This is a genomic window from Massilia sp. ZL223 (genome assembly GCF_018119395.1).
Lineage (GTDB): Bacteria > Pseudomonadota > Gammaproteobacteria > Burkholderiales > Burkholderiaceae_D > Telluria.
On the sequence record NZ_JAGPWD010000030.1, the window covers coordinates 66707 to 78465 of the forward strand.

Annotated in this window: 12 protein-coding genes and 1 pseudogene; 8 read left to right on the forward strand and 5 right to left on the reverse strand. The window is 68.6% G+C overall.

Translation table 11 applies throughout. From position 1 onward, the window contains the following. Positions 1-14: 14 nt before the first annotated feature. The 3 genes from KBW95_RS17810 to KBW95_RS17820 all read right to left on the reverse strand — a co-directional run bounded on the left by KBW95_RS17810 (position 15) and on the right by KBW95_RS17820 (position 2418). Positions 15-536 (reverse strand): GNAT family N-acetyltransferase, encoded by a 522-nt coding sequence (locus KBW95_RS17810; RefSeq protein WP_211525483.1) that lies wholly within the window; start codon positions 534-536, stop codon positions 15-17. Next, positions 536-1063: a GNAT family N-acetyltransferase gene (locus tag KBW95_RS17815; protein ID WP_211525482.1), complete on the reverse strand. Its 528-nt coding sequence runs from the start codon at positions 1061-1063 to the stop codon at positions 536-538. The genes KBW95_RS17810 and KBW95_RS17815 overlap by 1 nt, the downstream gene beginning before the upstream one ends. Before the next feature lie 62 nt (positions 1064-1125). Beyond that, positions 1126-2418, reverse strand: a complete 1293-nt coding sequence (locus KBW95_RS17820; RefSeq protein ID WP_211525481.1) for an amidohydrolase family protein — start codon at positions 2416-2418, stop codon at positions 1126-1128. A gap of 200 nt (positions 2419-2618) precedes the next feature. On the opposite strand from KBW95_RS17820, the gene KBW95_RS17825 reads away from it, so the two are divergent. The 8 genes from KBW95_RS17825 (at position 2619) to KBW95_RS17860 (ending at position 10461) form a co-directional block, all read left to right on the forward strand. Next, complete coding sequence (locus tag KBW95_RS17825) at positions 2619-3317, forward strand: phasin family protein (protein WP_211528923.1); 699 nt, start codon at positions 2619-2621, stop codon at positions 3315-3317. 97 nt (positions 3318-3414) lie between these two features. Then, positions 3415-5166, forward strand: a complete 1752-nt coding sequence (locus KBW95_RS17830; RefSeq protein ID WP_211528924.1) for an ABC transporter ATP-binding protein — start codon at positions 3415-3417, stop codon at positions 5164-5166. 16 nt (positions 5167-5182) lie between these two features. Further along, positions 5183-6943, forward strand: a complete 1761-nt coding sequence (locus KBW95_RS17835; RefSeq protein WP_211528932.1) for an ABC transporter ATP-binding protein — start codon at positions 5183-5185, stop codon at positions 6941-6943. A gap of 113 nt (positions 6944-7056) precedes the next feature. After that, on the forward strand, positions 7057-7620 hold the full coding sequence (locus tag KBW95_RS17840) for a hypothetical protein (protein ID WP_211528925.1): 564 nt from the start codon (positions 7057-7059) through the stop codon (positions 7618-7620). Between the two features lie 172 nt (positions 7621-7792). After that, the gene (locus KBW95_RS17845) at positions 7793-8416 is read left to right on the forward strand and encodes an exopolysaccharide biosynthesis protein (RefSeq protein ID WP_211525476.1); all 624 of its coding nucleotides are present in this window, start codon (positions 7793-7795) and stop codon (positions 8414-8416) included. Further along, the gene (locus tag KBW95_RS17850; protein ID WP_211528926.1) at positions 8417-9031 is read left to right on the forward strand and encodes an alpha/beta fold hydrolase; all 615 of its coding nucleotides are present in this window, start codon (positions 8417-8419) and stop codon (positions 9029-9031) included. A gap of 62 nt (positions 9032-9093) precedes the next feature. Continuing rightward, positions 9094-9786, forward strand: coding sequence for a YafY family protein (locus KBW95_RS17855; RefSeq protein WP_211525474.1), 693 nt, complete (start codon positions 9094-9096; stop codon positions 9784-9786). 57 nt (positions 9787-9843) lie between these two features. After that, a complete protein-coding gene (locus KBW95_RS17860) occupies positions 9844-10461 on the forward strand; it encodes a glutathione S-transferase family protein (RefSeq protein ID WP_211528927.1) in 618 nt (205 codons plus the stop codon). Here the strand turns inward: KBW95_RS17860 and KBW95_RS17865 are convergent, their stop codons facing one another. Then, complete coding sequence (locus tag KBW95_RS17865; RefSeq protein ID WP_211525472.1) at positions 10462-11220, reverse strand: DUF2243 domain-containing protein; 759 nt, start codon at positions 11218-11220, stop codon at positions 10462-10464. A gap of 79 nt (positions 11221-11299) precedes the next feature. Continuing rightward, positions 11300-11759: pseudogene (locus KBW95_RS17870) on the reverse strand (hypothetical protein); the annotation flags it as partial.

Below are 11759 nucleotides of genomic sequence, written 5' to 3' on the forward strand. Positions count from 1 at the left end.
GTCGGCGCAGCCTTCTATGCGTCCAGCGGCGCCAGCTGGGCCAGGTAGACGTTGACCGCGGGTTCGCTGGGCGCCAGGCTGGCCTGGCGATCGAAGCGCAGGCCGAGCTTGAGCAGCAGGCCGATCGAGGCCGCATTGGCCGGCGAGGTGATGGCCACCAGGCGCCGAATGCCGAGGGCGCGCGCGTGACCCACCACGCCGCGCCCCGCTTCCAGCGCATAGCCCTGGCCGCGCCAGCGCGGCAGGAAGGCGTAGCCGATGTCGACGTCTTCCAGGCTGTCACGCTTGATCAGGCCGCTCAGCCCGACCGGCGCGCCATCCTCGAGCCTCTCAACCACATACAGCGAGTGCCCGCGCAGCGCGTGCATGGCGAGCGGCCCCTCGCGCAAGGCACGCCGGGCGTCGTCCACGGTGCGCAGGCCGCGGTCGCCGATGTGCGCGATGAAATCGGGATCGTTGACCAATTCCAGGTAGAAATTCGCGTCGTCTTCCTGCATGGTGCGCAGGCGCAAGCGTTCGGTGCGCAGTATTTCCATTATTCGTCTGCTGTCGGCCAGTGGTCCGGGTCCTGGAGCAACTGGTACATCACATAGGCGTCGACATAGCCCAGCCGCTTGTGGCGGAACGCCTTGGGCAAGGTGCCGACGATCGAAAACCCCAGCCGCTTCCACAAGCGGATGGCGGCGGTATTCGTGCTCACCACATGGTTGAACTGCATCGCCAGGTAACCCTGGCGGCGCGCCTCGTCCAGGCTGTGCTGGCCCAGCATGCGCCCCACGCCGACGCCTTGCGCCGACGGGCTCACCATGTACGAGGCGTTGGCCACGTGATGGCCGCGCCCGGCCTGGTTCGGCACGAGCCGGTACATGCCCAGCAAGCGCGTATTGTTGAGGGAGGCCACATAGCTTTGCACGCCCGGCCCGAGCCAGTAATTATGCCCGGCTTCGCGCGACGTGGCGGTCGTAAACGTATAGCTTTCACCTTGGGCGACGTGGGCGCAGAAGATGCTCCACATCGCCTCGAAATCGGCTTCTTGGGCGGGACGGATCTGGATGTCTTTCACGGCAGTCAGCGGAGGTTACCGAACAGGAAAGCCGCCTATTCTGCACCAAACTGCCGGGAATTTCACGTATCGTGCGCAGATCGTGATTCCTGGCGGAAATCGACAAGTCCTGGCCTTTCTGGCAAGATCAGGCGCGAGTGCGCGCGCGGCCCTTCCGCCACCACCCGGCCGCGCCGCAGCACCAGGCGACGGGCCGCCCGCAGCCGGATCGCCTCCACTGTCGAGCCCGCATCGAGCACGACCAGGTCGGCATGGCAACCCGGCCGTAAGCCATAGTTTTCAAGACCGAGAATACGGGCCGGCGTCTCGGTCACCGCCAGGAAACACTGCTGCATTGCCTCCAGCCCCGTCATCTGGGCTACGTGCAGGCCCATGTGCGCCACCTCCAGCATGTCCCCCGAACCCATGCCGTACCAGGGATCGAGGACGCAGTCATGACCAAAGGCAACGTCAACCCCTGCGGCCAGCAGTTCCGGCACCCGCGTCATCCCCCTTCTTTTGGGATAGGTATCGTGCCGGCCCTGCAAGGTGATGTTGATGAGCGGATTGGCGATCGCGGCCACGCCGCTTTCCGCGATCAGGGGCAGCAGCTTGCTCACGTAGTAGTTGTCCATCGAGTGCATCGAGGTCAGGTGCGAGCCCGCCACCCTGCCCTGCAGGCCCAGGCGCAGGGTTTCTTGGGCCAGCGTCTCGATGTGGCGCGACAGCGGATCGTCGCTCTCGTCGCAATGCATGTCCACGCGCAAGCCCTGCTCGGCCGCGAACTCGCACAGCAGGCGCACCGACTCCGCGCCCTGCGCCATGGTGCGCTCGAAGTGCGGGATGCCGCCCACCACGTCCACGCCCATGGCGATGGCGCGGCGCAGGTTGGCGAAGGCGGTGGGGCTGCGCAGGACGCCGTCCTGGGGAAAGGCCACCAGCTGCAGGTCGAGGTAGGGCGCGACGCGGCGGCGCACTTCCAGCAGGGCTTCCACCGCCAGCAGGCGGTCGTCGCAGATGTCGACGTGGGTGCGGATCGCCAGCAGGCCGCGCGCCACGGCCCAGTCGCAGTAGCGCATGGCGCGCTCGACCAGCGCCTCCTGGGTCAGCTGGGGCTTGAGCTCGCCCCACAGCTGGATCCCTTCGAGCAGGGTGCCGCTGCGGTTCACGCGCGGCAGGCCGTAGCTGAGCACGGCATCCATGTGGAAATGGGCGTCCACGAAAGGCGGGCTGACCAGGTCGCCCTCGGCGTCGATCTCGCTGGCGCCTTTGGCGGGAAGCCGGGCTTCCAGGACGGCGATACGGCCCTGGTCGATGCCGATGTCGATACCAGTCCTGCCGTCCGGCAAGGTAGCGTTGCGAATCACGAGATCCATGCTCACTCCTTCTCTTGGGATAGCCGATTGTAGCGATTTTGCAGCAGAGCTGAAGCTGATTTAATGCATATGAAAAATACATGCTGCTTCGCAATATTACCCATAGCAAATACCTTGATATTGTGCGTTGCAACACCGCCAAATCGTGGATACACTAGATATATTGCAGTGCGCCATAATTTGACCGACAAGGAAATCACATGACTTCACTTCCCGAGCAATTGACCGCAGCACGCACCGCCCAGCTGGAGGCGCAATTTGCCCTGTTCCGTTCCGTGACCAAGCAAGCCCTCGACAACGCCAGCCGGGTCCTTGCCCTGAACATCTCCACCTCGCGCGACTCGGTCGAGCGCTCCTCGCAAGCCGTGCGCGAGCTGTTCACCGCCACCAGCCCGCAGGATTTGCCGACCTTGCAGCAGGCCCTGCGCAGCCACGCCGAAGAACAGTTCCGCAGCCTGTTCACCTATGGCCGCGAACTGTTCAGCATTGCCAGCGGCGCCCAGTCCTATGCCGTGCGCGGTACGCAGGCTCCCGCGGCCCTGCCCGCCCCAGTGCCGGAAGCTCCGGAAGCCCCGGCGGCCGCGCTGGCCGAGGCGGTCCAGCCGGCCGTCGCCGAGACCATCGCCGAACCGGTCAAGGCGGAGGCGCAAGAGCTGGCCGCCTACGTCCAGGAACACATCGAATCGAAGGAACCGGCCGTGGTCGCCGAGACCATCGAAGTGGTCGACGAACCGGCGCCGGTGGCCGAACCGAAGCCGATCGCCAAGGCGGCCGGCAAGGGTGTGCCGAAGGCCGCCGTGGTGCCGCATCCGCTGTCCGCGCCGGTCCCCGAGAACGACGCCGTCGAGCTGCCGAAGATCGAGCCGGCGCCTGCCCAGGGCGGCAAGCGCCGCAAGTAAAAGCGGACGCGACCGGCGCTGCAGCGCTCTTGCAAACCTACTACACTAGCGGGCTTCGGCCCGCTTTTGTTTTTCGGGCAGCATTCTAGGAATTTCAATGAGTCTGGCAAGGCTGATCGGCGACTTCGTGCGCCGGCACTGGCAATCCTATGCCTCGTCGGCGGTGATGCTGGCGGGCGTGGCCCTGTGCACGATCCTCATTCCGCGCAAGGTGGGCGCCCTGATCGACGGCCTGGCCGCGCACAGCCTGGACCAGCACGCGCTGCTGGTGGGCCTGGCCCAGCTGCTCGGCCTGGGTGTCGCGATCTACGTGCTGCGCGTGAGCTGGCGCATCCGCCTGTATTCGGCCGCCTACAAGCTGGGCGTGGAGCTGCGCACCCGCCTGTACGCGCGCCTGTCCAGCCAGGGCCCGGCCTTCTACCAGCGCCAGCGCACCGGCGACCTGATGGCCCTGGCCACCAACGACATCGACGCCATCGAGATGGCGGCCGGCGAAGCCATGCTGGCCGGCTTCGACGGCACCCTGACCCTGCTCATGGTGCTGGGCATCATGACCCTGGGCGTGGACTGGCGCCTGGCCGCCATCGCCCTGCTGCCCTTCCCGCTGATGGCCTATGCCTTCTGGCGCATCTCGAGCCACATCCACACCGCCGAAGCCGACGCCCTCAAGCGCTTTTCCAGCCTCAACGACCACGTGCAGGAATCGCTGTCCGGCGTGCGCACCCTGCGCGCGCTCGGCCTGGAACAGCGCAGCGCCCAGCAGTTCGCCGAGCTGGCCGGCCACGCCTCGGCCGCCAGCCTGGAAGCCAAGAAATGGGAAGCGGCCTACGAGCCGGCGGTGGGCCTGACCCTCACCGCCGCCACCGGCCTGACCCTCGGCCTGGGCGGCTACCTGGTGTGGCAGAACGAACTGACGGTGGGCGCGCTCACCAGCTTCACGATGTACCTGGGCCAGCTGATCTGGCCGATGTTCGCGGCCGGCTGGGTGCTGTCCCTGGTCGAGCGCGGACGCGCCGGCCTGGCGCGCCTGCAGCCCCTGCTCGACGCTCCGCTCACGGTCGAGGACAAGGGGACGCTGGAGGAAGTCGGCAAGGGCGCCCTGAAACTGGACCAGGTGAGCTTCGCCTATCACGAACAGGAGAAGCCGGCGCTGGACAAGGTCTCGGTCACGCTGGAACCGGGCCAGACCCTGGGCCTGGTCGGCCCGACCGGCGCCGGCAAGTCGACCCTGCTGCGGGTGCTGCTGCGCCAGGCCACTCCGCAGGCGGGCCGCGTCACCTGGGCCGGCCAGCCCCTGGAGGCGTATCGTTTGAATGCGCTGCGTGCGGCCACCAGCTGGGTGCCGCAGGAATCCTTCCTGTTCTCGGCCACCATCGCCGAGAACATCGCGCTGGCCCGGCCCGGCGCTTCACGCGCGGAGATCGAGCACGCCGCGAAGATGGCCGCGATCCACGACGACATCCTGCGCTTCCCGCAGGGCTACGACACCCCGGTCGGCGAAAAGGGCATCACCCTCTCCGGCGGGCAGCGCCAGCGCGTGGCGATCGCGCGCTCGCTGCTGGCCGACAGCGCCCTGCTGCTGCTCGACGACGCCCTGTCGGCGGTGGACACCGGCACCGAGACCCGCATCCTCGAGCACCTGGCCGAACTGCGCCAGGCCAGGCCGGAGCGGGCGGCGATCATCGCCAGCCACCGCCTGTCGGCCGTGGTCGGGGCCGACCGCATCATCGTCCTGCGCGACGGCCGCATCGTCGAAGCCGGGACCCACGACGAACTGCTCGCATTGGATGGCTGGTATGCCAGCCAGTGGCGCTACCAGCAACTGGAGGCCAGCCTTGAAGCCAGCTGACACGAAAGCGACCGACATGCGCGTGCAGGCCAGGCGCGCCTTCGGGCTGCTGCGCCGCGCGGCCGACCCGGAGCGCCGCCACTTGTATTGGGCCGTGCTGTGGCTGTCCCTGGCGGCCCTGCTCGAAGTGGTCGGCCCGATCATGGGCAAGGCCCTGATCGACGACCACCTGCTGCCGCGCGCGCTGGACTGGCCGCGCATGGCCCTGCTGCTGGGCGGCCTGGTGGTGACAGGCTGGCTGTCGTCCTGGATCCGCTACCTGCAACTGATCCGCCTCTCGGGCGTGGCCATGCGCTCGGTGCAGCGCCTGCGCGAATGGGTTTATGGCCACGTGCTGCGCCTGCCGATGGCCTTCTTCGACCGCGCCATCACCGGCCAGCTGGTCAGCCGCGTGACCAACGACACCGAGGCGGTCAAGACCCTGTACATCCAGGTGCTGTTCGTGATCCTCGACAGCAGCATCGTCCTGGTCGGCACCATGATCGCGATGGCCTGGCTGGACTGGCGCCTGATGCTGATCGTGCTGACCCTGGTGCCGGCGGTGCTGGGCATCGTCTGGCTCTACCAGCGCCTGTCGGCGCCGGCGGTGACGAAGGCGCGCGCGCTGCGCAGCGACATCAACGGCCAGATGGCCGAGTCGATCGGCGGCATGAGCGTCCTGCAAGCCAGCAATGCCGAGGCGCGCTTCGGCGAGCGCTTCCTGGGCACCAACCGCGCCCACTACACCGCGCGCCTGGCCGAGCTGCGCGCCAACGCCCTGCTGCTGCGTCCCGCGCTCGACCTGCTCAACGTGGTGCTGCTGGCGGTGGTCATCTACGGCTTCGGCCAGCGCCAGATGAACGCGGTGGAAGTCGGCGTGCTGTACGCCTTCATCAGCTACATCGCGCGCGTGGTCGAGCCGCTGATCCAGATCACCATGCAGTTCAGCGGCCTGCAGCAGGCCGTGGTCGCAACCTCGCGCGTGGCCGCCCTGCTCGACGAGGAAGGCGCGCCGGAGCATGCGCTAGGGCGCACCGGCACCCAGGCCTCGGCCGATCCGCACGCGCCCGCGGTGCGGGTGCGCCACCTGGGCTTCGCCTACGTGCCGGGCCAGCCGGTGCTGCACGACCTGTCGCTGGACATCCCGCAAGGCGCCTTCTTCGGCATCGTCGGCCATACCGGCAGCGGCAAGTCGACCCTGCTCTCGCTGCTGCTGCGCTACTACACCGCGGACCAGGGCAGCATCGAGATCGGCGGCCTGCCGCTGGCGAGCATCGGCAACGAGCGCTTCCGCAACGAAGTCGGCCTGGTGCCCCAGGACCCCTTCATCCTGGCCGCCAGCGCGCGCGAGAACATCGACATGGGCCGCGGCCTGCCGATGGCGCGCATCGAGGCGGCGGCGCGCGCCGCCCATGCGCATGGCTTCATCGCGGCGCTGGAACAGGGCTACGAAACCCAGCTGGGCGAAGGCGGCTCGCGCCTGTCCTCGGGCCAGAAGCAGCTGGTGGCGATCGCGCGGGCGCTGGCCGGCGAGCCGCGCATCCTGCTGCTGGACGAAGCCACCTCGCGCATCGACAGCGCCACCGAGCAGGTCGTCCAGGAGGCGCTGGAGGAATTGCGCGGCAAGGTGACCATCATCGCGATCGCGCACCGCCTGTCCACCATCCGCGAGGCGGACCGCATCATCGTGCTGAACCACGGCCGGATCGCGGAAGCGGGGCCGCACGAGGAACTGATGCGGATCGAGGGCGGGCTGTACCAGCGCCTCTACCTGCTCCAGCAGATCGCGGCCCAGTAGGCGTGACAAACCGCGTATTTTCCGGTGCGCGGGATTCGCTATGCTGTAGCGATGAAAACAACATCCATCTTTTGGCCTGGCCTGGCGGCGGCCGGGAAGCAGGGGCACGCCTGATGGGCATCGCCTTGTCCTGGGTCGCCGTGAAGGGGCTGCAGCCGGACGAGGTCCTGTCCCGGCTGGAGCTGGCGCATACGGACGAAGAAAGCAGCTATCCCTTCGAAGGCGTCGTCGCCCATCCGCTGCCGGACGGCGGCTTCCTGGTCGCGGCGCGCGGCTGCGGGCACCGCATCATCCGGGCCGACAGCATGGCCAGGCTGTCGGCCGCCTGCCAGGCCCTGTCCTGCGACATCGAGGAACACGTCGGCTTCGTCGCCAGCGCCCTGTGGGAAGACGGCCGCCAGGTGTGGGAAGTGCGCTACGAGAGCGACGACGATCCCGAGAACATCTTCTGCAAGGGGCAAGTGCCGGCGCGCGTGCACGAATTGCTGGCGCAGGTGGAGCCGATGGACAGCGAGAACTTCGAGGGCCATTATCATATGGACATCCCGCTCATCCTCGCCAAGGAATTCTCCGGCTACCGCCACGACGAGGACGACACGAGCTTCGAGGCCACGCCCTTCGAGACCTTGAAAGACTTGCGCGGCAAGACCAGCTGGTGGCGCTCGCTGTGGCAGTGATGCGCCCCTGTCCTTTTTGACACCGTTTGTGTGGTTTTCGTGACGCCGTGGCCAAGCGTGCACACGCTCCCGGGCCCTGCTCCACTATACTGTCGGCCGGCAATCCGGAGCGCGCACGCCCCGGCAATGGCCGGCCCCATGAACCCGATAAAGCACGACGGAAGTCCACGCAATGCACGCTGAACCGCTTTCCCAGAAGCTCCGCTCCCTGGTCCGCTCCCTCCCGCCCACCGGCATCACCCTGAGCGACCTGATCCACCGTGTCGGCAGCGAAGGCCTGCTGATCCTGACCGCCCTGCTGACCCTGGTGTTCCTGATCCCGATTTCCATTCCAGGCGTGAGCACGGTGTTCGGCGCCGCCATCCTCCTGATCGGCGTGAGCCGCCTGTTCGGGCGCGAGCTGTGGATTCCGTCCAGCCTGAAGCACCGCCATATCGCCACCAAGAAGCTGCGCCCGGTGCTGCGCAAGGCCCTGCCCCTGCTGTACAAGCTGGAAAAGGTGAGCCGTCCCGACCGCATCCATTGGCTGGTGAAGGACGGTCCCATCCAGCACCTGAACAACCTGGCCCTGATCCTGGGCGCGGTCCTGCTGATGATGCCTTTCGGCCTGATCCCGTTCAGCAACACCTTCCCGGCAGTGGCATTGCTGTTCTTCGCCATCGGCCTGCTGCAGCGCGACGGCGTGTGCGTGCTGCTGGGCCACATCAGCAATGTCCTCACCATCCTGTATTTCGCCTTGCTGATCGGCGGCGGCGGCCTGGCGGCGCGCGAAGTGTTCGGCCGCCTGGCCGGCTGAGTGGGCGCGCCCTCCACGCTGTATTTCCTGCCGGGCGCGCTCGGCCGGACGGAGTTCTGGCGCCCCGCGTCAAGCTTGCTGACCCACCCCGCGCGGCAGGTGCACGTGAGCTGGCCCGGCTTCGGCGGCGCGCCAACCGACCCAGGTATTCGCGGCCTCGACGACCTGGCCTCCAGGCTGCTGGACCGGATCGACGGACCCAGCGCGCTGGTCGCGCAATCGATGGGCGGCGTCGTCGCCCTGCTGGCAAGCCTGCGCAAGCCAGAGCTCATCACCCACCTGGTGCTGACCGCGACGTCCGGCGGCTTGCCGATGGACTCCCTGGGCGCCCAGGACTGGCGCCCTGCCATCCGCGCCGCCCATCCCGGCTTGCCGGACTGGTTCGCCAGCTACCGGCAGGATCTCAGCGCCAGCTTGCCCGAGCTGCGCATTCCGGCCCTGCTGCTGTGGGGCGACGCCGATCCGATCAGTCCCCTTCGGGCCGGCGAGCGCCTGGCCTCCCTGCTGCCGCAGGCGGAACTGCAGGTCTTTCCCCATGGCGAACACGATGTCGGCTGCGCTTTCGCCGCGCAGGTGGCGCCACTCATCGACCGGCACCTGGCTCTGCGCTGCTGAGTTCTTGCCCAGCCGCGGCGAGACCGATATCATCTTCGCTCCCCGCCACGCACAGGAGCACGATGAGCCGCACAGGACGCCTTTTCCAATTGATGGACGCGCTGCGCGGCAACCGGCGCCCCGTGACGGCGGGCGCGCTGGCCGAGCAGCTCGGCGTGTCCGAGCGCACCATCTACCGCGACATCAAGGCCCTGGCCCAGCTCGGCGCTCCCGTGGAGGGCTCGGCCGGCGTCGGCTACATGCTGCGCACCGGCTTCTTCCTGCCGCCGCTGATGTTCGACAGCGACGAACTCGAAGCCCTGGTGCTCGGCGCGCGCTGGGTGCGCCACCAGGGCGACGCCGCGCTGAGCACCGCCGCCGAACGCGCGCTGGCCAAGATCGCCACCGCCACCCCGCGCGACCTGCGCGACCACATGGCCGACACCAGCCTGTGGGTGCCCGCCGGGCCGGAGCCGACCGGACCCGATCCCTTCATCCAGCCCGCGCGCGAAGCGATCCGCCACCAGTGCAAGCTGCGCATCGACTACCGCGACGAGCAGGCCGCGGCCTCGCAGCGCATCGTCTGGCCCTTCGCCCTGGCCTTCTTCCAGGGACGCCGGGTGCTGGCCGCGTGGTGCGAACTGCGCGGCGCGATCCGCCACTTCCGCATCGACCGCATCGTGCAGGCCGAGCCGAGCGGAGAACGCTATCCGACGCCGCGCCACCAGTTGCTGCGCCAGTGGCGCCAGGAGTGCGGCATCGAGGAACACTCCTGACAGGATCTGTCAGCGCCTTTGCTTAGCATTGCTGCATCCAACCTGAAGGAGACAGCAATGCAGCTCTACTACCATCCCTTGTCGTCCAATTCGCGCCGCGTCACCATGGCGGCCGAGCACCTGGGCCTCGCCCTCGACCTGGTCGAGATCAACCTGGGCAACGAGGGCGACCGCCGCCGCCTCGAGGAGATGAATCCCAACAGCAAAGTCCCCGTGCTGGTGGACCAGGACTTCGTGCTGTGGGAGTCGTGCGCAATCATGCAGTACCTGGCCGACCGGACGCCGGGACAGACCATCTACCCGCAAGCGCCGGTGGCGCGTGCGGACGTGCACCGCTGGATGTTCTGGGCCTGCCAGCATTTCTCGCCGGCGGTGGGCGTGCTCACCTGGGAAAACGTGTGGAAACGGATCGTCGAAGGCGGCCAGCCGGACCCGGTCGAGCTGGCGCGCGGCGCCGCCGACCTGCACCGCGCGGCGGCGGTGGCCGATGCCCATCTGGCGCAGCGCCGCTGGCTGGTCGGCGACACGGTGACCCTGGCCGACTACGCGGTGGCGGCCCCGCTGATGTACCTGGTGCAGGCGCGCCTGCCGCTGGAGACCTATCCCAACCTCCTGGCGTGGTTCGCGCGGGTGCAGGAACTGCCGGCCTGGCGCCACACGACGCCGGTCTGGTGATCAGCCGGGCCGGCTGAAGTTGAAACAGCCGGCCGGCACGGCGGCGCCGCTCACCAGCATGGCCCCATGCCGGTACAGTTCCCAGCGCCGCGCGTGCGGCACCGCCGCCACGACCACGGCCATCTTCCGGTCGCTCCAGACCAGGCGGCCGTCGACGGCGTCGAGTGCGGCGAACACTTCCCGCGGCGTCGCGCCGGGACGGAAGACCACGGTGGCGCTTGAACCCAGGCCGTCAGGCGGCTGCAGGGCCCAGGCGCCGGCGCCGCCGGTGGCCGCGCTGAGCAGCAGCATGGCGGCCGCCGAGCCGCGCAGCTCCGGCCCGCCCCGGCGCATCAGCTTCCAGCCAGCCAGCAGCGGCAGCACGCCGAACACGGCCAGCCAGGCCAGGTCCCACAGCAAGGGATCGTCGCTGTCGACACGGATGCGGTGGATGCCGAGCAGCCAGTGCGACAGCACCGCGTCGACCAGGTGCCAGGCGCCGAAGCCGGCCAGCACCGCCCCCACCAGTGGCCAGCCCCAGGCCACGCCCGTGCTTTGGCGCGCGCGCCACAGGCCCCAGAGGCCGGCCAGCGCGACCGCATACATCAGGAGGTGGAAGTAGCCGTCCCACAGCACCTGGGTGCGCAGGTCGTCGATCCCGCGCACCAGGCTGAGCAGGTGATGCCACTGCAGGATCTGGTGCAGCAGGATGCCGTCGAAGAAGCCGCCGAGCGCGAAGCCCAGCGCCGCCGCCCACCTTGCCCAGCTCGATTTCCACATTGCATTGCCCCCTCTGCCATGCGCGAGGTGCCAGTATAGTGAAGTCGTTTTGGCCGCGACGCGGGCTTGCGCAAACGGCTTACGCGCTGCGCCGGCTCCACGCGTAGCCCAAGCCGAGGGCCGCCAGCCCCGCCGCCAGGATCGTCCCTGCCGACTGCGCCGTCGCTGCGCCATTGAAGCCGACCACGTCCAGCATCGGCATCCCGCGTGCGTTCACCGCCACGTACAGGCCGAACAGGAACAGGCCGAGGAACAGGCGCGGCGTGCGGCTCAGCAGGCCCAGCAGCGAGGCGAAGGCGGCGAGCGCCGCCACGCCGCCCACGACCGCGGCCGCCCGCTCGGGCGCATCCGGCAGCCAGCGCAGTGCGGCAATGCCCATGAACATCCAGCCCAGCACGGCGGCGGCCAGGAACTGGCGCAGGAAGCGGCGCCGGGCGCCGCCCGGCACGGCGGCGCCCAGGTCGTCGCAGCCTGCCGCGAAGTCGCGCGTCGCGGTGTCGCTGATGAACACGCCCCAGAACGCGACGCAGGCCAGCACC

Bases quoted from the DNA above. Each gene is read 5' to 3' on its own strand.
- KBW95_RS17855 (WP_211525474.1), top strand. From the start codon at position 9,094: ATGAGCCGCACAGGACGCCTTTTCCAATTGATGGACGCGCTGCGCGGC.
- KBW95_RS17820 (WP_211525481.1), bottom strand. From the start codon at position 2,418: ATGGATCTCGTGATTCGCAACGCTACCTTGCCGGACGGCAGGACTGGT.
- KBW95_RS17810 (WP_211525483.1), bottom strand. From the start codon at position 536: ATGGAAATACTGCGCACCGAACGCTTGCGCCTGCGCACCATGCAGGAA.
- KBW95_RS17845 (WP_211525476.1), top strand. From the start codon at position 7,793: ATGCACGCTGAACCGCTTTCCCAGAAGCTCCGCTCCCTGGTCCGCTCC.
- KBW95_RS17830 (WP_211528924.1), top strand. From the start codon at position 3,415: ATGAGTCTGGCAAGGCTGATCGGCGACTTCGTGCGCCGGCACTGGCAA.
- KBW95_RS17840 (WP_211528925.1), top strand. From the start codon at position 7,057: ATGGGCATCGCCTTGTCCTGGGTCGCCGTGAAGGGGCTGCAGCCGGAC.
- KBW95_RS17860 (WP_211528927.1), top strand. From the start codon at position 9,844: ATGCAGCTCTACTACCATCCCTTGTCGTCCAATTCGCGCCGCGTCACC.
- KBW95_RS17835 (WP_211528932.1), top strand. From the start codon at position 5,183: ATGCGCGTGCAGGCCAGGCGCGCCTTCGGGCTGCTGCGCCGCGCGGCC.
- KBW95_RS17825 (WP_211528923.1), top strand. From the start codon at position 2,619: ATGACTTCACTTCCCGAGCAATTGACCGCAGCACGCACCGCCCAGCTG.
- KBW95_RS17865 (WP_211525472.1), bottom strand. From the start codon at position 11,220: ATGTGGAAATCGAGCTGGGCAAGGTGGGCGGCGGCGCTGGGCTTCGCG.